The following is a 22,618-nucleotide window of genomic DNA, read 5'->3' on the forward strand; positions in this document are numbered from 1 at the left end:
GCGTAAAGCGGCATCGCGGGCGGGGAATACCACGACCGGATGCCTCGTTGCCGGTCAGGTCGGGTCGCACATCGTGACCCGACCTTTCTGCGAAGGGCTCCATCTGTGAATCTGTTCTCCCCGCTGACCGTCGGTGACCTGACTCTTGCCAACCGTGTCGTGATGGCGCCGCTCACGCGGACGCGATCGGGCGCCGAGGGTATACCGGGACCCCTCGTCGCCGAGCACTACGCGCAGCGGGCCGGACTCGGCATGATCATCACCGAAGGGGTCTACCCGACAGCGGAGTCCCGCGCGTACCCGGGGCAGCCCGGGATCGTCACCGACGCCCAGGTCGAGGGATGGCGCGCGGTCGCGGACGCCGTGCACGCCGAGGGTGGCGTGATCGTGATGCAGCTCATGCACGGCGGCCGGGTGTCGCACACCGACATCACCGGCACGGCGCGGATCGTCGCGCCCAGCGCGATCGCGATCGAGGGTGAGGTGCGCACGCCGGCAGGAAAGAAGCCCTATCCGGTGCCGCACGCCCTGACGACCGAGGAGCTCGCCGAGGTTCGGGACGACCTGGTCGCCGCCGCACAGCGCGCCATCGGTGCGGGCATGGACAGTGTCGAGGTGCACAGCGCGAACGGCTACCTGCTGCACCAGTTCCTCTCGCCCGCCTCGAACCGGCGCACCGACGCGTACGGCGGTTCGCCCGAGGCGCGTGCGAAGTTCGTCGTCGAGGTGACGGCGGCGATCGCGGACGCCGTGGGTGCCGGACGCGTCGGCATCCGCCTGTCGCCGGCACACAACATCCAGGACGTTCTCGAGACCGACGACGCCGACGTGAAGGCGACGTACGAAGCGGTCGTCAACGGCCTCGCGCCGCTCGGACTGGCGTACCTGAGCGTGCTGCACGCCGAGCCGACCGGCGATCTCGTGCAGTCCCTGCGCGCCGATTTCGGTGGCACGTTCATCGCGAACAGCGGTTTCGGGCAACTGACCACCAAGGACGAGGCCGTCGAGTTCGTCGCGAACGGGTCGGCCGATGCCGTGGCCGTCGGCCGCCTGGCCATCGCCAATCCCGACCTGGTCGAGCGCTGGCAGGGCGGACACCCCGAGAACGAGCCGAACCCGCTCACGTTCTACGGCGCGGGCGCCGAGGGCTACACGGACTATCCGCGCCTGTCCGCATAGCCCGGCCGGGGGAGGCCCTACGCTGGACGCGTGACGCGAGCACCGCACCCCGCCGACGGTGCGGGATCTCTCGGAGCGCGGCCGGCGTCGCCGGGAGCATCCGGGTCGCGATCGACATCGGCGGTGCGGACGATCCTCGCGGGATCCGTCCCGAACCTCGTCCAGTGGTTCAACCTCTACGTCTTCGCGACCTTCGCGCCGTACTTCCGCGGCGAGTTCTTCGGCACGACCGACGCGGCATCCCTCGCGGCCGTCTACGCCGTCTTCGCGCTGACCTTTCTGGCGCGCCCGATCGGATCCTGGCTGTTCGGCCGATACGCCGATCGCGCGGGGCGTCAGCGGGCGCTGATGTTCGCCGTTCTCCTCATGTCGGCGTGCTCGCTGGCCCTGGCCATCACTCCCGGTCGCGACCATATCGGCGGCTGGGCGGTGGTCATCCTCATCGTCGTGAGCCTCGTCCAGGGCATCGCGACGGGCGGTGAGTACGCGGCGGCGACCGTCTACCTGACGGAGTCGGCCTCGGCGGGGCGCAGGGGGTTCTTCTCGTCCTTCCAGGCGGTCACGATCGTCGCGGGTCAGGTTCTCGGGCAGGGGCTGCTGCTGATCGTCCTCGAGATCGGACAGCGCGAGGCGGCCTCGACGTGGGGGTGGCGCCTGGCGTTCGCCCTCGCCGGCCTCTCGGCGGTCGGTGCGGTCTGGGCCGCGCGCCGCCAGCCCGAGGCTCCCGTGCGTCGCAGCGAGAAGGCCGGTTCGATGCGGTTGCTGCTCCGCCAGAACGCGCGGTCGCTCGTGTGGGTCATCGCCATGACGGCGGGCGGCACCGCGGCCTTCTACACCTACACGGTCACCGTCCCGACGGTGACGCGCGAGACCTTCTTCGCGGCGGATGGGCGCGGGGAGCGATCCGCCGCCCTGATCGTGCTGGTCGGTCTCGTCGTGCTCATGCTGTTGCAGCCGCTGGCCGGGGCCCTCAGCGATCGCATCGGCCGCAAACCGCTGCTCGTCTTCAGCGCGCTCGCCGGCATCCTCTTCAGCGGCTGGTTCCTGCACCTGGTGCGCACATCCAGCGATGTTCTCGCCGTCGGCGCGGCGTACCTGGTCGCCATGGTCGTCATCACCGGATACCTGGCGGTCAACGGGGTGGCGAAAGCCGAGGCGTTTCCGCCCGAGGTCCGGGCGCTCGGCGTGGGACTGGGGTACGCCATCGCCAACTCGCTCTTCGGCGGCACCTCGCCCGCGGTGTATCACGCGGCCACGGCGGCGAGCGATCCCGGTGCGTTCACGCTGTATCTGAGCATCCTGCTCGCCGTCACCCTGGTGGCCGCCCTGCTGATGCGGTCGCGAGCGGATGCGGGAGGCATCCGGCCCTCCCGTGAACGGCGAGGCTGACAGGATCGAACCATGACCGCAACACTCGTCGCCCGCGGCCTCGCCGGCGGCTACGGTCACCGCACGCTCTTCGACGACCTCGATCTGACCGTCGCCCCCGGTGATGTGGTCGGCGTCGTCGGGGCGAACGGGGCCGGCAAGTCGACGCTGCTCCGGCTGCTCGCCGGGATCGACGAGCCCCAGGCCGGCAGCGTCTCGCTGGCGCCGGCCGATGCCTTCGTCGGGTGGCTGCCGCAGGAGCACGAACGCATTCCGGGCGAGACCGTCGCGGACTACATCGGACGACGAACCGGGTGCGCCGAGTCGACGGCGGCGATGGATGCCGCGGCCACAGCGCTCGGCGATCCCAGGAACATGAGCGGCACCGGTGCCGACCCGGCCGATGTCTACTCTGCGGCGTTGGACCGCTGGCTCGCGAGCGGTGCCGCGGACCTCGACGAGCGGATTCCGGTGGTGCTCGCCGACCTCGGCCTCGATCTCGGCGGTGTCGGCGCCGAGCACGCCGACATGACGTCCCTCTCCGGCGGGCAGGCCGCACGCGTCGGCCTCGCAGCGCTCCTCCTCTCGCGATTCGACATCGTGCTGCTCGATGAGCCCACGAACGATCTCGACCTCGACGGGCTCGAGAGGCTGGAGGCGTTCGTGCGCGGGCTCCGCGGCGGCGTCGTGCTGGTGAGCCACGACCGCGAGTTCCTCGCGCGGTGCGTCACGCGCGTGCTCGAACTCGACCTCGCCCAGTCCTCGAACCGCGTGTTCGGCGGCGGATACGACTCCTATCTGGAGGAACGCGCGACCGCGCGGCGTCACGCGCGAGAGAAGTACGACGAGTTCGCCGACAAGAAGGCCGACCTCGTCGCGCGGGCTCGCACGCAGCGCGAGTGGTCGAGCCAGGGCGTGCGCAACGCGATGAAGAAATCGCCCGACAACGACAAGATCCGGCGCAAGGCCGCGACCGAGTCGAGCGAGAAGCAGGCGCAGAAGGTGCGCCAGATGGAGAGCCGGATCGCGCGTCTCGACGAGGTCGAAGAGCCCCGCAAGGAATGGCAGCTCGCGTTCACGATCGGGGAAGCGCCGAGATCGAGCTCGGTGGTCTCGACCCTGAGCTCCGCGGTGTTCCGGCAGGGCTCCTTCGCGCTCGGACCGGTGTCGCTGCAGGTCAACGCGGGGGAGCGCATCGGGATCACGGGGCCCAACGGCGCCGGAAAGTCCACGTTGCTGCGGGCGCTGCTGGGCAAGCAGTCGCCCGATGAGGGCTCGGCGAGCCTGGGCGCGAACGTGCAGATCGGAGAGATCGACCAGACGCGGTCGCAGCTGATCGGACCCGGACCTCTCGCATCCGTGTTCGAGGGGTTCGTTCCCGCGCTCGCCTCGGCCGAGGTGCGCACCCTGCTCGCCAAGTTCGGGCTGAAGGCCGACCACGTGGGGCGTCCGGTGGACGAGCTGTCGCCGGGAGAGCGGACCCGTGCGGCGCTCGCGCTGCTGCAGGCGCAGGGCGTGAACGTGCTCGTGCTGGACGAGCCCACGAACCACCTCGACCTGCCGGCGATCGAGCAGCTCGAGCAGGCGCTGGAGTCCTACACGGGCACACTTCTGCTCGTCACCCACGACCGACGGATGCTCGAGACGGTGCAGACAGACCGGCACTGGCGCGTCGAGGCCGGGCGGGTCGTCGAACGGTAGTTCTCGCCGGGTTCGCTTCGTCGCTTGCGGGCTAGCGGCCCTGGCGCTTCTTGAACGGCTTCGGCTCGCCCTTCACGACGGGGGCGCGCCCCTTGCCCTTCGACGCCTTCGCCTTGCCGCCGGCCGGCGCGACCTGTTTCGCCGCGGGTGCGGGTGCGTGCGCGATCTGGCGCTTCGCCTCGATGAGCAGGAGCTTTCCCGCCGGGGTGAGCGTCCATCCGGCCTTGTTGCGCGTGAAGAGCGGATGCCCGACCTCCGCCTCGAGCTTGTCGATCGACGTGTAGAGCGATGCGAGGGGGATGTCGAGAGTCTTCGCGGCGCGCGGGAAGTGCAGGTCTTCGGATGCGACGGCCACGAACCGTCGAAGCAGCGTGATGTTCACAGGGGCCCTTCGATCATCCGCACGGATCGTTCCCGGTCGCAGCTGCGACGGCGACACGTGCCGTCACGTCGCTCTCCAGAATAGGCGTCCCGCATCCTGATCCGACCGGGTAACGCGAAGGTCCGCGCTCGCGGCGAGACGAGCGCGGACCTTGCGGGTCAGGCCTAGCACGTGTTGCCAAACGTTTGGCGAGGTGGCGCGCTGGCGTGGCTCGTCGTGTTCGGTGCGGGTTCGCGGCGGGGCGGGCGCATAGGCTCGCGGCATGACATCGACCGAGCCTGTTACCGTCGAGAACTTCGTCCGCGCGGAGACTGACCGCATGTTCGATTTTGTCTTGAAGGACACCGGCGCGATCAATGCGTGGGCGCACAACCGCGTGCCGACGCCGCTTGATCATCAGCCCGTCATTCGGCAAAACCGCGACACGTTGTACAGCGCCGCGGTCGTGGACGTGTCGAAGGGGGCAACGCTCACCGTCCCCGAGAGCGGCGATCGTTACGTGTCGGCCATGGTGATCAGCCAGGACCACTTCGTGCCGTTCATCATCCACGCCGCCGGTGATCACACCCTGTCGCGGGAGAACTGCGGCACCGACTACGTGACGATCGCAGTCCGCACGCTCGTCAACCCGGACGATGCGGCGGATGTGGAAGCCGTGAACGCGCTCCAGGACCGGTTCGCAATCCAGGCGAACTCTGCGGTCCCGTTCACTCATCCCGCATACGACGAGGAGTCGTTCAATGACACCCGGGGACACCTCCTGGCGCTCTCGAAAGGGCTCCCCGACTTCCGGAACGCGTTCGGCAAGGAGGGCGAGGTCGACCCAATCCGGCACCTACTGGGGTCCGCGTCCGCATGGGGCGGATTCCCTGAACACGAAGCCATCTACCTGAACGTCGAGCCGAAGCTTCCCGTCGGGCACTACGAACTCACAGTGCGAGACGTCCCGGTCGATGCGTTCTGGTCCATCACCGTGTACAACCCTGCCGGCTACATGAGCCAGAACGATCGCGGTGTCGTCAGCGTCAACAGCGTCACGGCAGCGCCGAACGCCGATGGTTCGGTGACCGTTCGCTTCGGCGACGGCGACGAACCCAACGCCATCCCGACGCCCGAAGGGTGGAACTACATGGTTCGCCTGTACCGCCCCCGCCGTGAGGCCCAGTCACGCGAGTGGATCTTCCCCTCGATCACGGCGTAGTGAGCCCCGTCAGGACGGGGTCGGCCCACTGCATCGTGGCGGCTATACAGAGGCCGGCGTGGTAATTGCGGGCGGTCTTGTCTGAGCGCATCGCAATCCCCCGCCACTGCTTGAGCTTGTTGAAGCACCGCTCGACGACATTGCGGCCCCTGTAGCGCTCTCGTTGTCCGGCACTGAAGTCGATCGGCCGCCCGGGCTTCTTGCGACGATGCGCGATCTGGTCGGCGCGGTCCTTCCCGTCGCAGACCAGGTGGTTCTTCGTCGTCAACCCGCCGCGGGTGCGACCGATCGAATGATCCGGTGGCTCGTCACCGAACTTCTTGTAGTTCGACGGTGCCCCCTGTGGTGCGGGGAAGGGTCGCGCCGTGTTGATGCACTCGCACGATCGTGGAGTCGATCGACGCAACCCAGTCCACGTCCCCAAACTGCTGCGCGAGCGCTTGCGTCTTCTCCAGTACCTGCGCCCACACGCCCTGCTCAGCCCACCGGTTGAAGTTCTTGTAGATCGTGTTCCCGTTCCCGAACCGCTCCGGCACGTCCCGCCACGGCGCCCCGGTGCGGAACCGCCACGCCGTCGCCTCGACCACCGTGCGCCGGTTCACCGGCGGACGGCCCGTGGCCTTCACCGTCGGGGACAGCGGCCCGATCACTGCCCACGCCTCGTCAGAGATCACATCACGCGACACGACATCCAGAATCACCCGCGAGCCACCGAGATGCGTATAGCAACACGGCCTAGGGGGTCGGTTCCACCGTCTCCGGGGCGGGTGCCGGTGCCGTGTCCGGTGCCGGCGTTTCGACCGCGTCCGAGTGTGCCGTCGCCGACGCATCCGTTTCGCTCTTCGCGTGCCACGGGCGTTGCGTCCAGAACTCCAGAAGCTGCGCCCCGAGGCCGAAGAACACCATTGCGAGCCAGACCGGCACGTTCAGCCACGGGATCTGGAGTGCGACGATCAGGATGAGGCCACCGAGCAGCGCCTTGACGACCGGATGCTGCCCGCCGCGCAGGATCAGCCGTCCGAGGTAGTACGCGCCGAAGACGAACGTGGCGAGTGTCAGCACGATCCACACCAGGCCGAGGGCTAGGGCGAGGGGGGCGCCGATGATCGTGACCAGGAGGAACAGCAGGGCGAAGGGGACGGCGATGGATGCCACCAACCCGACGAGGAGCGCCTTCCAGGGCGAGGGAACGAGGTGGTCCGTCACCCGGTTCAGCCACCGGGGGATGAGGAGCCCGGCGAACAGCGTCACCACGCTGAGGGCGACGAGCGCGTACAGCACCCCGAGCACCCAGCCGGCGAAGAGCACCCAGGGTGAGACCTGCACGTCAGCGGACTGACGTGTCTGCACGAAATCGACGGTGCCGGCGACGGATCCGTCGGCGATCTGGGCCTCGCGTTCGCCGAAATAGGTCACGTTGCCACCGACCGTGCCATCGATCCTGAGGTGGCCGACGGAGAGGTATGCGTCGCGCCCGACCTCGCCCCCGATGCGGACATCGTTTGCGGCTCCGACGATGTCGGTGCCGAACGATCCCGTGTCGGTGACCGTGACGCTGGCGGCGAAGACGGTGCCGCTGCGGTCGACTTCGCCGCTGATCGTGACGTCCTGAGCCGCGAGCCGCACGTTGCCGTCGACCGTGCCCGTGATCGTGATGGTCTGCGCCGCGGCGATCACATCGCCCGTGACGTCGCCGCTGATCGTGACGCTCTGGCCCGCGGCATAGACGTCACCGTCGACGTTGTCCGAAACGTCGATCGTCGTGCCGCTGTAGAACTGCGGACCCTCGAGGTCGCCGGTCGCGGCGGCATATGACGTGGGCGCGGCGACGGGCGGTGGGGCCGCAGCCACGGCGCCCGTCCCGGTGCCGAGGACGAGTATGCCGACTGCGAGCGCGGCGGAGGCGAATCGGTAGGTCTGTGACAGGACGCTCATGGCAGTGCCTTTCTGTGATCTGGATCGGTGTGACGCGCTATCACGCGCGAGTGGGTGCGGCGAGTTCTCGGGCGATCTGTGTCGCCCACGCGTCGATGTCGTTCCAGTCGCGGAAGTCGCCCGCGGGCAGGGACTTCGCCGCGGCGGGCGCGAGCTTCATCATCCGTTCGGCCATTCCGACCGGCGGAGCGTCCGGGTCCCACGCGCCGAAGAAGACCTTCTGATCGCGCGGATGCAGCAGGTCGGCCAGCTCGTCGAACTCCTTCGGGCGCGTGCTCTCGCGCGGATCTTTGCCGTCTGCGCCGATAGATTCTGAGCCGAGGGGACCGCTGCTGAACAACCAGACCGGTCGCGCCGCGAGCAGGTGGCGGTGATGCTCGACGAACGACATCGCGTCTTTCAACCAGTGCGTGATGTACGCGGCGGCCCCGATGACGAAGGCGTCGTACTCATCGAGGTCATCGATTCGCGAGACGGGCCGGGCCTCGGCCGGTACGCCCGCGTCCGTCAGGACCTCGGCGATCCGTTCGGCGATGCCCGCCGTGGACCCGTGTCGGCTGGCGTATGCGACGAGAACGGGCATCGCTCAGCTCTCCGGGGTGGGGTGTGCGCTGCCGACGCGCGGCATTCGAATCCTGCGGTGGCTTGCCATCGTGCGCTCCTCGCTCGAAAGGGCTCGTGTGCTCAAGCCTCTGCCCGCCCCGGCGGCTTCGGCAGGGCCGTTGGTCCCGCCGGGATGTCGATCGCGGGACCTTCGCCCCAGCGATGCCGGTTCCGGGCAACGGATGCTGGGGGCATGACGGTTTCGACTCCGCGGCCATCCGCGCCGCACACCTACACGGTTCATGCCGGGGCGACGCCTGGAGGGCCCGCGGTCGCGCACGCGGGCTCGGAAACGATCACCTTCGACGGAAGTTGGGATGTCGCGGTGCCGAGTGGGCTCCCGGGACCGGCCGACCTGCTGGCATCCGCGTTCGCCGCGTGCCTGTTGAAGAACGTGGAACGGTCGTCGAAGCTGATGCCGTTCCGGTACGAAGACGTCGATGTCGTCGTCATGGCGCATCGGCAGGACAGTCCGCCGCGGTTCACGGGCATCCACTATGAGCTGTACATCGTGACCGACGAGCCGCCGCGGCGCATCGAACTGCTGCACGAGAACCTGCGCCGGTACGGCACGGTGTACAACACGCTCGCGAGCGTGTGCGAGGTCGAGGGCACGATCGTCGCGACGCCCGCGACAGCGGCCTAGTCGCGCGGGGCGCGCGTTGCGGAATACCGCGGACGCGGGCACGAGTCAACCCGGGGGCGCGGCACCCTCGCGGGTGAGACGCTCGGGCTCCGACCATCGAGAGGAACGACCATGTCGCAGGAGCGAGACCCCGCAGACGAACAGCAGATCGCGGACGAGCCGCACGACGCCGTGGAGCCCGGCGGGGCCGGCCCCGCGATCGATGCCGTGGGCATGGGTGAAGAAGACCCCGACGGGCCCGATCTCGATGCCGCCTGGGTGAGCACGGACGAATAGCGCTCCCGGTTCCCGCCGAGTGCGCCGCTTGCCGCCGAACACGCCGGTTGTGCGCCGCGCGGATCCGGCGCACTCGGCGCTATCCGGCGTCGTCGGGGCTACGCGCGGCGGACCTCCGGCGGCAGGGGATAGCGGCGCCGCAGGATCAGGCGCTGCGCGAGTGTCCACGTGATCGTCACCGTCAGGTAGAGGGCTGCGGCGAGCGGCACGAACAGCAGCACGACGGCCGTCGCGTACTGCAGCAGGCCCATCACGCGTCGGGCGCCCGCGGATGTCAGGGTTGAGACATCCGTGTCCGCACCTGCACCCGCGGCGGCGATCGGGCGGAAGGCGCGGCGGGTGACCTCGGCGACAGCACACACGATGAGCACGAGGACGCCGAAGACGACCCACGTCGCCGGGTCGGGGGCGCCGAGCGATCCGAGCACGGATGTGCCAAGGGGTACACCGGCGAGTTGCTCGGTGAGGAGAGCGTTCGCGTGGCCCGCGATCGAGGTGTGCAAGAACAGCGCGTAGATGACGCCGACCACGGGAGCCTGGGCCAGCATCGGCAGGCATCCGGCGAACGGTGAGGAGTTCTCGTCGGCGTAGAGCCGCATCATCTCGCGCTGCTGGCGCTCGCGGTCGTTCTTGTAGCGCTTCTGGATCTCGCGCAGGCGCGGCGCGAGGCGGGCGCGCGTCTGCTCGGCTCGTGCCTGCGAGATTCCGACGGGGATCAGTGCGGCGCGCACGAGCAGCGTCACGAGCACGATGGCCGCGGCGGCGGATGCGTCGCCCGCGATGGGGGAGAGAAGGTCGGTCAGCCACATCATCGCCGCATACACGGCGTCGAGGATGGCGGCGAGAGGGGGTAGGGCGAAGAGGTCCACGGAGGTTTCCGATCGTCGAGTCTGGGTGGGCGGCGTGTTGCCGCGACAGACGTCGGCGAGGAACCCCCGTGGGCGGGGGCGTGAAACCGAGGGCTACGCGGCCGAGGCCGCGATACCCGGGGCTCGAGGGCGGGAGTGGCCCGCGGCATCCGGATCGCTCTGCGCCGGGGGAGTGGCGATGCCGAGCGAACCGTCCGGGTCGATCCGGGTGCCAGACCCGGATGCGTGGAGCCGCACCAGGTGCGCGAGCACCGCAAGCGTCGCGACCGCCGCGACGACGATGACGACCAGACCGATCGCCGCCCCGGATTCGAGGGTGGACGTGGCGCCGGCGGCGACGAGCACGAGCGTCAGAAGGGCAGAGCACAACTCCCGCACCGCTGATCACCTCCGCCCGATCGTGGCTTCACGCTAACAGGAGCGAGCTCGGCGGCGCACGGGATGGGGATGCCGCGGGGTCCTGTATCGACCGCATGGGCCGCGGGACCCGGAGCGTTAACCCGGCGGACACCGCACGGTTCCCGACCGTCCAGGCGACCTCGATGGTGTGGACGGAACCCGTTCTCACCATCTTCAGGAGCCTCATGCCCCGCCTGTCTTCCGGACTCGCCGCCACGGTGGCGTGCGCCCTCGGCGTTGCCGCCGTCGTCGCGCTGCCGGCCACCGCTGTCGCCGATCAACCCGGCATCCGCATCAACGAGATCGAATCATCGGGCGGCACCCCGGGTGACTGGATCGAGTTCTACAACCCGAGCGACACGCCGATCGTTCTCGACGGGTACGTGGTGAAGGACTCGACGGATGCGGATTCGTACACGATTCCGGTCGGCACGACCGTGGCAGCGGGGGAGTTCCTCGTGCTCGACGCCGTCGCCTCGGGCGTGGGCGACTTCGGCTTCGGCCTCGGCGGCGGCGATTCCGTGCGGCTGTTCGACGCGTCTGCGAACCTCGTCGACGAATACACCTGGACGTCACACGCCGCCACGACCTGGGGCGTGAACGACGCGGGCGAATGGGCGCTCACCAGCGAGGCGACCAAGGGCGCAGCGAACACGTTCGCGGCGGCGGAGCCCGACCCCGACCCGTCCGGTTCGACGGACCCGGACCCCGATCCGTCCGGCTCGGCCGATCCCGATCCCGATCCCGTCGCATCCGATGTGGTCGTCAACGAGATCTACTACGACGAGATCTCGGGCTATACCGACCGCATCGAGCTCTTCAACCGGGGCACCGCAACGGTCGACCTGACCGGATGGCGCGTCGCCGACGACAAGCGCACCGAGTTCGGCAACCTCGCCGCGGGAACCATGATCCCCGCCGGTGGCTTCGTCATGCTCGTCAAAGACACCGACTTCCCCTTCGGGCTCGGCAAGGGCGACGAAGTCGTGCTGTACGACGCATCCGGAACCGAGGTCGACGCTTACGCGTACGCGAACACCGCGCCCCTCGCCATCTGGGCGCGCTGCCCCGACGGGACGGATGCCTGGGCCCCGGCCACGGTCGCCACGCCCGGCGCCGCGAACGACTGCGCGCCGATCCCCACGCCCGGCTCGGTCGTGATCAACGAGATCGACTCGCAGCCTGCCGACTGGGTCGAGTTCTACAACCCCGGCACGGAGGCGCTCGACATCTCGGGCTACGAGATCCGTGACGACTCCGATGATCACCGCTGGCAGTTCCCGGCGGGAACGTCGATCTCGGGTGGTGGATACGTCCTGGTTCAGGCCGACACGGTCGGCCTCGTGGGCGGGTTGGTTGCCCGTTTCGACACGGCCGTCGGGATCGGCAGCGCCGACCGCATCCGCCTCTACGACGCCTCACTCGCGCTGATCGACGACTCGCTGCCGTGGTCCGGACACGCCGCGATCGACGGTGACGCCGCAGCGGCGACGCTCGCGCGCTGCCCCGACGGGGAAGGGCCGTTCGTTCTCGCCTACCCGACGCCGGGCGCCACGAACTCGTGCGTGCTGCCCGACGTGCAGATCAACGAGATCGAATCGAACGGTGACGCCACCGACTGGATCGAGATCATCAACATGGGTGCGACCACGGTCGACCTTTCCGGCTGGTCGGTCATGGACAGCGACCCGATCGGTCACGCGTCCGAGACCACACCGCTGCCGAGCGGAACCACGCTCGCGCCGGGTGCGCTGTTCGTCTTCGATCAGCCGACCGACTTCGTGTTCGGGCTGGGCGGCGGCGACACCGTCACCGTCCGGAACGCGCAGAACGTCACGGTCGCCGAATACGCCTACTCCGCGCATGCCACGGGTGTCTGGGCGCGCTGCGCCGACGGAACCGGCGACTTCGTCGACCTCGGCGTCTCGACCAAGGGCCTGCTGAACGCCTGCGGCAACCCCGTCCGCATCAACGAGGTGGAATCGGACGGCGGTGAGCCCGGTGACTGGGTCGAGCTTGTCAACCCGACCTCGACCGTGCTGGATGTGGGCGGAATCGTCGTGAAGGACAACGACGACACCCACGCGTACGAGATCCCGGCGGGCACGACCATCCCCGCCCTCGGTTACCTCGTGATCGAGGGCGAGACGCTGGGCTTCGGCCTCGGGAAGGACGACAGCGTCCGCCTGTTCGAGGGCGACGCGCTGCGCGACTCCACGACCTGGGGTCCCGACCACGCCGCGACCACGTGGGGCCGTTGCCCCGATGTGTCCGGAACGTTCGCCGCGACAGCCGAGCCGACGAAGGGCGCCGCGAACATCTGCGTCGGCGACATCCCCGTTGGCGAGTGGCCCGGGTCCGGCACGGTCACGGTCGTCGACACGGCCCCGATGTTCCTCGCGGACAGCTCCGGACTCGACACGCAGCTGACGTCGGACGGCACCTTCCTCTGGGCCGTCGACAATGGCACGGGCACGTTCTGGAAGCTCGAGGTCGGTGCCAACGGCTCGGCGACGTTCGTCGACGGGTGGGCCGATGGCAAGCGCGCACGCTTCCAGCGGGATGCCTCGAATCCCTCTGCGGCGGGTCCCGACACCGAAGGCATCACGGTCGACGGCTCCGGCTGGGTGTACCTCGCCTCCGAGCGCGACAACAGCGCCAAGGGCGTCAACCAGAACGTCGTCCTGAAGGTCGACCCGGACGTGCCGGGCCCCGACGTCGTGGCAACCCAGGAATGGGACCTCACGACCCTGCTGCCGAGCGTCGGCGCGAACCTCGGTATCGAGGCGGTCGAGTGGATTGCCGACGGCGACCTCACGGGTCTGATCGACACGACGACCAACGCGGCGTACGACCCGACGCGCTACCCCGGCCACGGTGACGGCCTGTTCTTCGTCGCGGTCGAGGACGGTGGCGGGGTGTTCGCCTTCGCCCTGAACGCGAACGGCACGGCACAGCTCGTCGCGACGCTCGACCCGGGACTCACGGGTGTCATGGCGCTCGATTACGACACCGTGCTCGATGTGCTGTGGGCGGTCTGCGACAACGGATGCCAGGGCACCGCCGCGCAGATCACGCTCAACGGCACCCCTCAGCCCGCGATCGTGCACGTCGCGCGACCCGCGAGCATGCCCGACATCAACAACGAGGGCTTCGCCACGGCGCCCTCGGCGGTCGCCGGGTTCGCCCGCGCGGCGTGGTGGTTCGCGGACGGCTTCACCTCGAGCGCCCTGCACTCCGGTACGGTGTCGGCGAGCGTCGTCGACCCCGGAACGGGCACGCCCGGCACCGGCACGCCCGGCACCGGTACCCCCGGCACCGGCACCCCCGGCACCCCGGGTCTTCCGCAGACGGGATCGGGTGCGCCGCTCGCCGGCGAGCAGCTGGTCGAGGCCAACAGCGGTGATCTCACGGCGCCGATCGCCGCCGAGGCGGGTGGGCGTGTGACGATCAACACCGGCTCGCAGAATGCGGGCACCCCCGTAACGGTGTGGATGTACTCGACACCGGTGCAGATCGCATCGGGCACGCTCGATGCCTTCGGTCGGATAGCGGTCACGATTCCGTCGAGCGCCGAGATCGGGACGCACCGCCTGGCCGTCTTCGCGGCGGGCGGCGAGCTGCTGGGCTGGACCAGCATCCGGATCGTCGCGGACGGCACGCTCGCCCAGACCGGTTCGGATGAGAACGGCACGGGCTTGGCTCTAGCCCTGTTCCTGATGCTCGCGGGCCTCACCGCGGTCGTCGTGCGCAGGCGCGTGCCCTCGGCCTGACGCATCCGTCGGTCGAATCGGGCGGTGCCGGTGGAGCGGATCCACGGGCACCGCCCGACTCGGCATGCAGGGCATGCATGGGCATGGCGCGCGAGCGTTCGGTAGCGTGGCCGCATGCGTGATCGACGACGGACCTGGACTCTCGGCGGCATCGGGCTCATCGTCTGCGGTGTACTCGGGATGCTCCGCTCGACCGGCCCGGGGATGCCGGGCGTGTTCGTCCTCGGCGGCGTCGCGGACCTCGTCTACGCGGTCGCGGTGATGCTGTTCGCTTTCGGAACCACGGCCGCGGCGAGCGTGGTGGCCCGACGTCCGCTCGGTGTCACGACGATGACGATCGTGGCCGTGTGGCCGCTGATCGACACCGTAGCCGTCCGGTTGCTTCCGCAGGACGGAACGTCGCTCGGTGCCTGGACGACCTATGGATACGTCACCCTGGTCGTGCAGACCGGAGCCGCCCTGATCGCGGCGACCCAGATCGCCCGGGCCGGCGTCGTGGCGTCGCCCTGGTGCTGGGCTCCGCTGTGGGTTCTGGGGTTCCAAGCGCTCGCGTGGGCCGTGCCGCAGATCGTCTTCGTCTCGGTCGGGCCCGGCGCGATCCAGAGCTGGGCGGATCTGCTCGCGCTCGTCGGAACGCTCGCTGCCCTGAGCGGGACCCTGGGCCTCGGCATCCTGTCTCTCGTCCTCGCGGTGCAGCAGCGGCCGGACAGCGTCGAGGTCTACCGCTCGGCGTGAGGCACGGGCGGCGGCCGGGGGCAACCCCGGTGCGGTGATCACGAGGTTCTGAAACCCTGGCACACGACGACCCGCCCTCGACTGGAAGCAGGTTCACATGTGGTTCGATTCCTGGTCCGACCTCGGACGCATCCTGGTGCTCGGGACGGCCGCCTACCTCACGGTCGTCGTCGTGCTGCGCATCTCGGGCAAGCGCACCCTGGCTCAACTGAACGTGTTCGACTTCGTCGTGACCGTCGCGCTCGGGTCGATCCTCGCGACGGCCCTGCTGAGCTCGACGGTGTCGTGGGCGGACGGGGCGACGGCGTTCGCGCTGATCGCCGCCCTCCAATTCGTCATCGCGTGGGTCTCCTCACGCTGGCGCGGCGCGCGGCGCATCCTCACCTCCGAGCCCGTGCTGCTCCTCTCGCACGGAGTCATGCGGCCGGACGCGCTGCGGCGTACGCGACTGGCGGAGTCCGAGGTCTTGCAGGCGATCAGGAGTTCCGGGTCGGGCGATCCGTCCGACATCGCGGCGGTCGTGCTCGAGACGAACGGGAAGATCAGCGTGATCAGCACGGAGAAGCTCGGTGACGGCTCCGCGCTCGCGGGCGTGGTGGGCGCCGACGGGCACGCGCGACCCGAGGCGTGACGACTGATCCATGGCGACGCGACTGCTGCTGATCTCCGACACGCACGTTCCGGATCGTTCGCGTGGCGTACCGGACGAGGTGCGGGCCGCCGCCGACGCCGCGGACCTGATCGTCCACGCGGGGGACTGGACCCGGGCATCCGTGCTCGATGACCTGTCCCGACACGGCGAGATGCTCGGCGTCTACGGCAACAACGACGGACCGGACCTGCGCGCCCGGCTGCCCGAGATCGCCCGGCGCGAGATCGAGGGGGTGCGGTGCGCGGTCATCCACGAGACCGGTGACGCCAAGCGTCGGCATGCGTGGACGGATGCCTCATTCCCCGACACAGACGTCCTGATCTTCGGGCACAGTCACATCCCGTGGGACACGGTCAGTCCGGGCGGTGTTCGTCTGCTGAACCCGGGCTCGCCGACCGACCGGCGCCGGCAGCCGCACCGCACGATGATGACCCTCGTCATCGACGACGGCGGGGTGCGCGAGGTGACACTCGTTCCCCTCGGCTGACCGCGCGGCGCTCATCGTCCGCGATGTACCGTTATCCCATGGGCCGTCCGCGCAGCTTCGACGAGCAGCACCTCCTCGATGTCGCCGAGGATCTCTTCTGGTCGCGCGGCTACGAGCGCACGTCCATCGAGCTGATAGCCGAGCGTTCGGGCGTCGCGAACGGCAGCCTGTACAGCGCCTACGGCAGCAAGCTCGGGTTGTTCCTGAAGACCTTCGAGCGGTACTGCGATCAGCGCGTCGAGCTGGTCGAGAACGTGATTGCGGATCACGCGGGCAGCTTCGAGGAGGCTGTCGTGAACTACCTCGACAAGGTCGTGCGCGACTGCACCTCCGGCGCTGAGCGACGCGGATGCCTGATGCTCAACAGCATCGGAGAACTCGCCGCGCGCTTCCCCGACGTCGTGGTCGTCGCATCGCGCACGATCGAACGCATGGAGAATGTGGTCGCGGCTCGCGTCGCGGAGAGCGTCGCAACGGGCGAGATCGACCTACCCGAAGATCGAATCAATCCGCTCGGTGCACACGTGGTGATGGTTTCGCAGGGCCTCATCCAGCTCAGCCGGGTGGGTGTATCCGCGGCGCGTCTGCAGACACTGGTCGAAACTTCGGGGCGGCTCTCGGCTCTGCTCCGGGTCGCCTGACGGCGTCGGGATTGCGCGGGTCGCCTCATCAGCCTCGAGCGAGCGCATCCCAGTTGATGTCCATCCGCTCGGGACGGGTCGTCGAGATGCGCGCAGGCAGTATGCCCCCGACTTTGGGCCAGTGTTTGCGCGTCGTTACGACCTCTGTCGCAACACGCACGGGCTCGATCCCGGGCGCATCCGGCACGATCTCGATCTGGCAGGCTTGGTACCCCCAGCGGCGGGTCGGCTCGGACACCGAGACGATCATCACCGTGCCCGCCACGGCGTCGGCGATGGGGTCGCCCAGCAGCCGCTCCAGCTGTCGGGTCATGTTCTCGATCTCGTCCACAGCTGGAGCCTAGCCCGGCTCGAGGCGTTGCCGTCCCGGGGATCCCCCGCTCAGGAGCCGAGCGAGAGGTTCGGCCAGGCCTCGATCCCGAACTCGTGTCGCAGAGCGCTGCGCGCCGCGAGCCATCCGCCGAGGCCGTGTACGCCCGGGCCGGGGGTGACGGACGCGGACGCCAGATACACGCCGGGCAACGGCGTGCGCCACGGATCGGTGCTGAGGACCGGACGGCGGACGAGCTGGAACAGATCCGGAGTTCCCGCAGAGATATCGCCACCGGGATAGTTCGGGTTGTGCCGCTGCAGATCAGCCGCCGTCCACGACGACATGCCCAGGATCGTGTCGCGGAAGCCCGGGGCGAAGCGCTCGATCTGTCGAATGACGGCCTCGCCGCGATCGGCGGCGCTGCCCGAGGGCACGTGGGTGTAGGTCCACAGCGTGTGCATGCCCTCGGGAGCCCGGGAGTCGTCGAAGACGGACGGTTGCGACGCGAGGACATACGGCAGCCCGCTCAGGCGTCCGTTCGCGACCTCGTTCTCGCTCGCCGCGATCTCTTCTCGAGAGCCGCCGAGATGCAGGGTACCCGCGCGGCGCAACTCGGGATGCGTCCAGGGAACGGGTTCCGACAGGGCGAAGTCGACCTTGGCCGATGCGTTGCCGTACCGGAAACTCGAGAGCGCTCGCCGGTAACGGTCGGGCAGCCGCGGGCCCGCGAGCCGCACGAGCGCGCGTGGAGTCAGGTCGAGCAGCGTCACGCGCGCGCGGGGCAGGTCGGCGAGGCTCGTGACCTCGACGCCCGTCTCGACGGCCCCGCCGTGCGCCAGGATGTCGTCGACCATGACGTCGGCGATCGCCTGGCTGCCGCCGCGGGGGATCGGCCAGCCGCGCGCGTGGGCGTACGCGGTCAGGGCGAGTCCCGCACCCGCGGAGGCGAGACTCGGGAGCGGGAGCGACGTGTGGGCGGCCACGCCGGTCAGCAGCGCGGGCGCGGCGCGTCCCCGGAAACGTGCGTTCCACGCGGGAGTGCCCTGCTCGAGCGTCGCCGCGGCGAAGGCGAGCGCCGTGACCGGACTCGTCGGCACCCGCAGCAGCGACTGTCCGGTGAGGTCGGCGACGTGGCTCGAGCGCTCGGCGAGGGGACCGATGAGCGCGGCATACGCCGCACCATCCGACCCGAGCCCCTCGCGAGTGCGCTCGAGATCGCGGTACGCGATCGCGGCGGCGCCCCTGTCGAGCGGGTGCGCGAAAGAGACATCCGGGGTGACGAAGTCGACGCGTCGAGTGAGCTCGAACTCGCGGAAGAAGCGCGATTCGAACGCGAGCGGATGCACGGCCGAGCAGACGTCGTGGATGAATCCCGGCAGGGTCAGTTCACGCGAAGACGTTCCACCACCGACGCGCGCCGCGCGCTCGAACACGCGCACCGACAGGCCGGCCCGGGCGAGCGTCACCGCGGCCGCAAGCCCGTTGGGACCAGCTCCGACGATGACCGCATCGACCTCGGTCGCCCGTTCCGCGGCGCGCATCGCGCTCACGCGTCGTCGCCTCCGCGTGGGTCGGTGTCGCCGTCGACGGCGCCCGTGCCCTCCTCGTCCGCGGTGGATTCCTCGGGCGAGATGCTCAGCCCCTCGGCCAGGTACGCCAGACGATGGAGGGTCTCGGCGTTCCGCCAGCGCAGCATCGCATCGGCGATCGGGCGGGGGATGAGCGTCGCGGGGCCGGCGACAGCGTGCTCCTGGATGCGGACGACGCAGCCCTCGTTTCGGGGCTTCACGTCGATCGTCACCCGCGCCTCGCCGATCGGCCAGCCCTTCGCGCGCATGACCATGCGGTGCGGCGGGTTCCACTCGATCGAGGATGTCTCGTCGTCTATCAGCGCAGGCCACACCCCGACGGAATGATGCAGGCGACCGCCCGCTTCGGGCCATCCGGCATCGACGTCCCGCATGCGCGTCGCGCCCACGACCCAGGCGGGGTAGAGCCATCCGTCCTCGAGAACGCGGAAGACGGCTTCGGGCGGGCAGTGCAGGACTCTGACGTTGCGGGCCATGGGGTCTCTTCCGTTCTGCGGGCGTAACCGATTGTCCTATGCCTCGAGCATCCGCGCCCGGGGGTTGACAGTCCAGAGCACCTGGATCGTTCGCGGGGATTGTGGCGGCCCCGGCGTCCGTGCGCAAGTGGGTGGCGCGGATGGGATGGGAAGGCGAGTGTGGGCACCGGCCGACGCCCCCGTCGGCGGGAGATGAGGATTTTCATGAAGGCACTCACCTGGCAGGGCAAGCGTTCCCTCGCGGTCGAGGAGGTTCCCGATCCGCGGATCGAATTCGCGACCGACGCCATCGTCAAGATCACCTCCACCGCCATCTGCGGATCGGACCTGCACCTGTACGAATTGCTCGGGCCGTTCCTCGATCGCGGGGACATCCTCGGCCACGAGCCGATGGGCGTCGTCGTCGAGGTCGGATCCGACGTCACGGACCTCGCAGTCGGCGACCGCGTCGTCGTGCCGTTCAACATCTCGTGCGGGCACTGCTTCATGTGCCGCCGCGGACTGCAGTCCCAGTGCGAGACCACGCAGGTGCGTGAGTACGGCAGCGGCGCGGCCCTGTTCGGCTACACCAAGCTCTACGGGCAGGTGCCCGGCGGCCAGGCCGAGTACCTCCGGGTGCCGCACGCGGACTACAACCACATCCGCGTCGGCCGCGATCTGCCGGACGACCGCTACCTGTTCCTCAGCGACATCCTGCCCACCGCGTGGCAGGGCGTCGAGTACGCCGACCTGCCCGAGGGCGGCACCCTCGCCGTGATGGGTCTCGGGCCGGTCGGGCAGTTCGTCGCGCGTATCGGCGTGCATCGCGGGTTCCGCGTGCTCGCCGTCGACCCCGTGCCCGAGCGGCGTGCAATGGCCGAACGCCACGGAGTCCTTGCCTATGACCTGACGGACGATGTCGTCGCGGAGTTGCGGGACCTGACCGAGGGTCGTGGCGCAGACTCCGTCGTGGATGCCGTCGGGCTCGAGGCCCATGGCAATCCGGGCATCAAGGCCGCCCAGACCGCGATCGGGCTGCTGCCGGACGTGGTGTCGCAGCCGCTGATGGAAAGGGTGGGAATCGACCGGCTCGCGGCGCTGCACGCGTCGATCGACCTCGTGCGCCGCGGCGGCACGGTCTCGCTCAGCGGGGTGTACGCCGGGGATGCCGACATCATGCCCATGAAGACCATGTTCGACAAGCAGATCGGCATGCGCATGGGGCAGTGCAATGTGAAGCGGTGGATCGATGACATCCTTCCGCTCGTCGAGGACTCCAGCGACCCCCTGGGTGTCATGGACCTCACGACGCATCGTGTTTCGCTGGATCGTGCTCCCGAGATGTACGAGACGTTCCAGAAGAAGGCGGACGGATGCATCAAGGTCGTGCTGGAGCCGTGACCCGCTCGCGGGGGGCGACCGGGGTGCGTGATGTGCCCCGGCCCCTCGCCGTGGCCGTCGCGCTCGTTCTCGTCGCGGTGCTCGCTGGTTGCGGGATCCGTATCCCGGCGGATCCGGATGGTGCGCTCGATCGTGTCTCGGGCGGGGTGTTGCGCGTGGGCGCGTCGCCCGACAGTGCCCTCGTGAGCATCGAGGCCTCCGGTGGCCAGGCCGCCGACGAACGTATCGGTGGCGCGGCCGCCGAGCTCGCGCGGGGCTTCGCCGACGCCCTCGACGCTCGCATCGACTGGACGGTCGGCAGCGAAGAGACGCTCGTCGGCGAGATGGAACGCGGTGAGCTCGATCTGATCGTGGGAGGTATGACGGGTGCCACGCCCTGGGCGGACCGCGTCGCTGTCACCCGGGAGTATCCCGGCATACCCGGTGCGGACGGGCGCGCGATCGTCATGTTCGTGCCCCTCGGCGAGAACCGGTTTCTGTCGGCGCTCGAACGCTACCTGGACGACGAGACGTCGCCGTGAACACCTTCGGCCGGGTGGACCTGCCGCAGGAACAGGCCGACGCCCTCCGTCGGGCCGTGCGCCTCGAATGGATCACGATCGGATTCACGAGCGTGACCATCGTGCTGGTTGCCCTGGTCGTGGGCAACTCCCAGGCGATGAAGACCGCGTGGATCGAGGACATGCTGTCGCTCATCCCGCAGATCGCATTCCTCCTCGCCCTGATCTTCGTGCGGCGGCGCCCGACGCGCAGATTCCCGTACGGCCTGCACCGCACGATGGGCATCGGACATCTCGTCGCGGGCGTCGCGCTGCTCGCGGTGGGAGGGAGCCTGGCGGCGGAATCGGTCATCGGCCTGCTCGCGGCCGAGCATCCGACGATCGGGACGGTCGTCGTGTTCGGCACCGCCGTGTGGCTCGGCTGGTTCATGATCGGCGTGATGGCCGTGATCGTCGTGGGCCCGCTGATCTACGGGCCCGCGAAGAGTCGCCTGGCGCCGCTTCTGCACAACAAGGTGCTGTTCGCGGACGCCGACATGGCGAAGGCGGACTGGACGACCAACGCCGCCTCGATCGTCGGGGTGCTCGGCATCGGGATCGGATGGTGGTGGCTGGATGGCGCCGCCGCCCTTTTCATCTCGGCGGGAATCCTGTGGGACGGTGTGAAGAACACCCGCACGGCGGTTCGGGATCTGATGGATCAGCGTGCTCGATCGGTCGATGATCGTGAGCCGCACCCGCTCATCGAGGAGATCATCGCGGCCCTGTCGCGGGTGAGCTGGATCCGCGAGGCCGGCGTGCGGGTGCGGGACGAAGGCCAGGTGTTCCACGTCGAAGCCTTCGTCGTGCCACGGACGAAGCGGGTGAGCGTCAGACGCTTGACGGCCGCGACGGAGGCCATCGTCGCGCTCGACTGGAAGGTGCAGGATGTCTCGCTGATCGTCGTGGCGAAGCTGCCGGACGAAGCCGAACGCTGACGGAGCCGAACGCTGACGGGCCGAACGCTGACGGCGCCGAGGGGCCGAACGCTGACGGGGATCAGTCGCCCTCGGGTGCCGGTCCGGGGCGGACCGCGGCGTCGTCGGCGATGTCGATACGCGTGTTGCCGTCGTGCTTCGAGACCTCGATGCGAGGGGCGGCGTCGGACTCGACGGCGTCGGGCGCCGCGAGCAACTGGTCGCGGCGCTTCTCTTCGGCCGTCATGTCGACGTCGCCGGTGTCGTTCTTGTCATTCATGGTCTTGTCATCCCGGGCCTGGTCATCCATGGTCCCGACCTTAGACGTCGGAATCGTCGGTGCGCGCGGGCTGGTGCCGGGTGGGCGGATCGTGCTACCGACGCCCGCCTCTCTGGAGATGATTAGCATGGAGATCATGAACACGTCGCCCGAGAACGCCCCCATGCAGACCCTCAAGCCCATCTCCGACGACAAGAACCTGCTGATGACGAACGCAGAGGATGCCGCGGGCTCCTGCTGCGGTGGTGCGTGCTGCAGCAGTTGACCCGCGCCATCC

24 protein-coding genes and 1 pseudogene are annotated in these 22,618 nt (G+C 69.3%); 15 read left to right on the forward strand and 10 right to left on the reverse strand.

All coding sequences use genetic code 11. The features are described 5' to 3' along the window. The first annotated feature begins 105 nt into the window (after positions 1 to 105). Genes C2868_RS03545 through C2868_RS03555 form a run of 3 tightly spaced genes read left to right on the forward strand, consistent with a single transcriptional unit; the run spans position 106 to position 4,248 of the window. Entirely contained in the window at positions 106 to 1,179 is a 1,074-nt protein-coding gene (locus C2868_RS03545) for an alkene reductase (protein ID WP_103662954.1), read from the forward strand. A gap of 30 nt (positions 1,180 to 1,209) precedes the next feature. Beyond that, a complete protein-coding gene (locus C2868_RS03550; protein ID WP_103662955.1) occupies positions 1,210 to 2,568 on the forward strand; it encodes an MFS transporter in 1,359 nt (452 codons plus the stop codon). A 12-nt stretch (positions 2,569 to 2,580) separates the two neighbouring features. Next, complete coding sequence (locus C2868_RS03555; protein WP_103662956.1) at positions 2,581 to 4,248, forward strand: ABC-F family ATP-binding cassette domain-containing protein; 1,668 nt, start codon at positions 2,581 to 2,583, stop codon at positions 4,246 to 4,248. A 31-nt stretch (positions 4,249 to 4,279) separates the two neighbouring features. Here C2868_RS03555 and C2868_RS03560 read toward each other — a convergent pair whose 3' ends face one another. Next, entirely contained in the window at positions 4,280 to 4,630 is a 351-nt protein-coding gene (locus tag C2868_RS03560) for a LysR family transcriptional regulator (protein ID WP_103662957.1), read from the reverse strand. 262 nt (positions 4,631 to 4,892) lie between these two features. Here C2868_RS03560 and C2868_RS03565 point away from each other — a divergent pair, with 262 nt between their 5' ends. Beyond that, positions 4,893 to 5,831 carry a DUF1214 domain-containing protein gene (locus C2868_RS03565; protein WP_103662958.1) on the forward strand — a complete coding sequence of 313 codons (939 nt, stop codon included), beginning with the start codon at positions 4,893 to 4,895 and terminating at the stop codon, positions 5,829 to 5,831. Here C2868_RS03565 and C2868_RS03570 read toward each other — a convergent pair. The 3 genes and pseudogenes from C2868_RS03570 to C2868_RS03580 all read right to left on the reverse strand — a co-directional run bounded on the left by C2868_RS03570 (position 5,821) and on the right by C2868_RS03580 (position 8,349). After that, positions 5,821 to 6,526: pseudogene (locus C2868_RS03570) on the reverse strand (IS5 family transposase). The gene C2868_RS03565 and the pseudogene C2868_RS03570 overlap by 11 nt on opposite strands. 40 nt (positions 6,527 to 6,566) lie before the next feature. Next, the gene (locus C2868_RS03575) at positions 6,567 to 7,766 is read right to left on the reverse strand and encodes a polymer-forming cytoskeletal protein (protein WP_103662959.1); all 1,200 of its coding nucleotides are present in this window, start codon (positions 7,764 to 7,766) and stop codon (positions 6,567 to 6,569) included. 40 nt (positions 7,767 to 7,806) lie between these two features. Then, positions 7,807 to 8,349 carry a flavodoxin domain-containing protein gene (locus C2868_RS03580; protein WP_103662960.1) on the reverse strand — a complete coding sequence of 181 codons (543 nt, stop codon included), beginning with the start codon at positions 8,347 to 8,349 and terminating at the stop codon, positions 7,807 to 7,809. Between the two features lie 213 nt (positions 8,350 to 8,562). On the opposite strand from C2868_RS03580, the gene C2868_RS03585 reads away from it, so the two are divergent. Together C2868_RS03585 and C2868_RS17360 are read left to right on the forward strand one after the other, a co-directional pair. Next, a complete protein-coding gene (locus tag C2868_RS03585) occupies positions 8,563 to 9,015 on the forward strand; it encodes an OsmC family protein (RefSeq protein WP_157813935.1) in 453 nt (150 codons plus the stop codon). Positions 9,016 to 9,126: 111 nt separating this feature from the next. After that, entirely contained in the window at positions 9,127 to 9,291 is a 165-nt protein-coding gene (locus C2868_RS17360; RefSeq protein WP_181003328.1) for a hypothetical protein, read from the forward strand. Between the two features lie 98 nt (positions 9,292 to 9,389). On the opposite strand, the gene C2868_RS03590 is transcribed toward C2868_RS17360, so the two are convergent. Together C2868_RS03590 and C2868_RS03595 are read right to left on the reverse strand one after the other, a co-directional pair. After that, the gene (locus C2868_RS03590) at positions 9,390 to 10,160 is read right to left on the reverse strand and encodes a membrane protein insertase YidC (RefSeq protein ID WP_103662961.1); all 771 of its coding nucleotides are present in this window, start codon (positions 10,158 to 10,160) and stop codon (positions 9,390 to 9,392) included. 93 nt (positions 10,161 to 10,253) lie between these two features. Next, positions 10,254 to 10,538, reverse strand: coding sequence for a DUF6412 domain-containing protein (locus C2868_RS03595; protein ID WP_103662962.1), 285 nt, complete (start codon positions 10,536 to 10,538; stop codon positions 10,254 to 10,256). Between the two features lie 206 nt (positions 10,539 to 10,744). On the opposite strand from C2868_RS03595, the gene C2868_RS03600 reads away from it, so the two are divergent. The 5 genes from C2868_RS03600 (at position 10,745) to C2868_RS03620 (ending at position 16,847) form a co-directional block, all read left to right on the forward strand. Further along, positions 10,745 to 14,332, forward strand: a complete 3,588-nt coding sequence (locus C2868_RS03600; protein ID WP_181003329.1) for a lamin tail domain-containing protein — start codon at positions 10,745 to 10,747, stop codon at positions 14,330 to 14,332. A gap of 114 nt (positions 14,333 to 14,446) precedes the next feature. Then, a complete protein-coding gene (locus C2868_RS03605; protein ID WP_103662964.1) occupies positions 14,447 to 15,067 on the forward strand; it encodes a hypothetical protein in 621 nt (206 codons plus the stop codon). A gap of 97 nt (positions 15,068 to 15,164) precedes the next feature. Continuing rightward, a complete protein-coding gene (locus C2868_RS03610; protein ID WP_103662965.1) occupies positions 15,165 to 15,698 on the forward strand; it encodes a DUF421 domain-containing protein in 534 nt (177 codons plus the stop codon). Positions 15,699 to 15,708: 10 nt separating this feature from the next. Beyond that, the gene (locus C2868_RS03615; protein ID WP_103662966.1) at positions 15,709 to 16,206 is read left to right on the forward strand and encodes a metallophosphoesterase family protein; all 498 of its coding nucleotides are present in this window, start codon (positions 15,709 to 15,711) and stop codon (positions 16,204 to 16,206) included. Between the two features lie 38 nt (positions 16,207 to 16,244). Next, positions 16,245 to 16,847, forward strand: a complete 603-nt coding sequence (locus C2868_RS03620; protein WP_181003330.1) for a TetR/AcrR family transcriptional regulator — start codon at positions 16,245 to 16,247, stop codon at positions 16,845 to 16,847. Positions 16,848 to 16,875: 28 nt separating this feature from the next. Here C2868_RS03620 and C2868_RS03625 read toward each other — a convergent pair whose 3' ends face one another. Genes C2868_RS03625 through C2868_RS03635 form a run of 3 tightly spaced genes read right to left on the reverse strand, consistent with a single transcriptional unit; the run spans position 16,876 to position 19,225 of the window. Beyond that, positions 16,876 to 17,178, reverse strand: a complete 303-nt coding sequence (locus tag C2868_RS03625) for a hypothetical protein (protein WP_103662968.1) — start codon at positions 17,176 to 17,178, stop codon at positions 16,876 to 16,878. Positions 17,179 to 17,228: 50 nt separating this feature from the next. Then, positions 17,229 to 18,701, reverse strand: coding sequence for an NAD(P)/FAD-dependent oxidoreductase (locus C2868_RS03630; RefSeq protein ID WP_103663066.1), 1,473 nt, complete (start codon positions 18,699 to 18,701; stop codon positions 17,229 to 17,231). 5 nt (positions 18,702 to 18,706) lie between these two features. Then, positions 18,707 to 19,225, reverse strand: a complete 519-nt coding sequence (locus tag C2868_RS03635) for an SRPBCC family protein (RefSeq protein ID WP_103662969.1) — start codon at positions 19,223 to 19,225, stop codon at positions 18,707 to 18,709. A 204-nt stretch (positions 19,226 to 19,429) separates the two neighbouring features. Here C2868_RS03635 and C2868_RS03640 point away from each other — a divergent pair, with 204 nt between their 5' ends. The 3 genes from C2868_RS03640 to C2868_RS03650 are packed head-to-tail and all read left to right on the forward strand — an operon-like array spanning position 19,430 to position 22,082. Continuing rightward, positions 19,430 to 20,605, forward strand: a complete 1,176-nt coding sequence (locus C2868_RS03640; protein ID WP_103662970.1) for a zinc-dependent alcohol dehydrogenase — start codon at positions 19,430 to 19,432, stop codon at positions 20,603 to 20,605. A gap of 23 nt (positions 20,606 to 20,628) precedes the next feature. After that, positions 20,629 to 21,126, forward strand: coding sequence for a hypothetical protein (locus tag C2868_RS03645; protein WP_258034391.1), 498 nt, complete (start codon positions 20,629 to 20,631; stop codon positions 21,124 to 21,126). Beyond that, positions 21,123 to 22,082, forward strand: a complete 960-nt coding sequence (locus C2868_RS03650; protein ID WP_258034392.1) for a cation diffusion facilitator family transporter — start codon at positions 21,123 to 21,125, stop codon at positions 22,080 to 22,082. Before C2868_RS03645 ends, C2868_RS03650 begins: the two co-directional genes overlap by 4 nt. 61 nt (positions 22,083 to 22,143) lie before the next feature. On the opposite strand, the gene C2868_RS03655 is transcribed toward C2868_RS03650, so the two are convergent. Next, positions 22,144 to 22,371 (reverse strand): multidrug transporter, encoded by a 228-nt coding sequence (locus tag C2868_RS03655; RefSeq protein WP_258034393.1) that lies wholly within the window; start codon positions 22,369 to 22,371, stop codon positions 22,144 to 22,146. A gap of 106 nt (positions 22,372 to 22,477) precedes the next feature. On the opposite strand from C2868_RS03655, the gene C2868_RS17640 reads away from it, so the two are divergent. Beyond that, positions 22,478 to 22,606: a hypothetical protein gene (locus tag C2868_RS17640; protein WP_258034394.1), complete on the forward strand. Its 129-nt coding sequence runs from the start codon at positions 22,478 to 22,480 to the stop codon at positions 22,604 to 22,606. Positions 22,607 to 22,618 lie beyond the last annotated feature (12 nt).

Source organism: Microbacterium sp. CJ77 (assembly GCF_002911615.1).
Lineage (GTDB): Bacteria > Actinomycetota > Actinomycetes > Actinomycetales > Microbacteriaceae > Microbacterium.

What these genes read in the sequence shown, in the direction of transcription:
- C2868_RS03555 (WP_103662956.1), top strand. Translation starts at nt 2,581, where the DNA reads ATGACCGCAACACTCGTCGCCCGCGGCCTCGCCGGCGGCTACGGTCAC.
- C2868_RS03565 (WP_103662958.1), top strand. Translation starts at nt 4,893, where the DNA reads ATGACATCGACCGAGCCTGTTACCGTCGAGAACTTCGTCCGCGCGGAG.
- C2868_RS03575 (WP_103662959.1), bottom strand. Translation starts at nt 7,766, where the DNA reads ATGAGCGTCCTGTCACAGACCTACCGATTCGCCTCCGCCGCGCTCGCA.
- C2868_RS03580 (WP_103662960.1), bottom strand. Translation starts at nt 8,349, where the DNA reads ATGCCCGTTCTCGTCGCATACGCCAGCCGACACGGGTCCACGGCGGGC.
- C2868_RS03585 (WP_157813935.1), top strand. Translation starts at nt 8,563, where the DNA reads ATGACGGTTTCGACTCCGCGGCCATCCGCGCCGCACACCTACACGGTT.
- C2868_RS17360 (WP_181003328.1), top strand. Translation starts at nt 9,127, where the DNA reads ATGTCGCAGGAGCGAGACCCCGCAGACGAACAGCAGATCGCGGACGAG.
- C2868_RS03600 (WP_181003329.1), top strand. Translation starts at nt 10,745, where the DNA reads ATGCCCCGCCTGTCTTCCGGACTCGCCGCCACGGTGGCGTGCGCCCTC.
- C2868_RS03605 (WP_103662964.1), top strand. Translation starts at nt 14,447, where the DNA reads ATGCGTGATCGACGACGGACCTGGACTCTCGGCGGCATCGGGCTCATC.
- C2868_RS03610 (WP_103662965.1), top strand. Translation starts at nt 15,165, where the DNA reads ATGTGGTTCGATTCCTGGTCCGACCTCGGACGCATCCTGGTGCTCGGG.
- C2868_RS03615 (WP_103662966.1), top strand. Translation starts at nt 15,709, where the DNA reads ATGGCGACGCGACTGCTGCTGATCTCCGACACGCACGTTCCGGATCGT.
- C2868_RS03620 (WP_181003330.1), top strand. Translation starts at nt 16,245, where the DNA reads ATGGGCCGTCCGCGCAGCTTCGACGAGCAGCACCTCCTCGATGTCGCC.
- C2868_RS03630 (WP_103663066.1), bottom strand. Translation starts at nt 18,701, where the DNA reads ATGCGCGCCGCGGAACGGGCGACCGAGGTCGATGCGGTCATCGTCGGA.
- C2868_RS03635 (WP_103662969.1), bottom strand. Translation starts at nt 19,225, where the DNA reads ATGGCCCGCAACGTCAGAGTCCTGCACTGCCCGCCCGAAGCCGTCTTC.
- C2868_RS03640 (WP_103662970.1), top strand. Translation starts at nt 19,430, where the DNA reads ATGAAGGCACTCACCTGGCAGGGCAAGCGTTCCCTCGCGGTCGAGGAG.
- C2868_RS03655 (WP_258034393.1), bottom strand. Translation starts at nt 22,371, where the DNA reads ATGGATGACCAGGCCCGGGATGACAAGACCATGAATGACAAGAACGAC.
- C2868_RS17640 (WP_258034394.1), top strand. Translation starts at nt 22,478, where the DNA reads ATGAACACGTCGCCCGAGAACGCCCCCATGCAGACCCTCAAGCCCATC.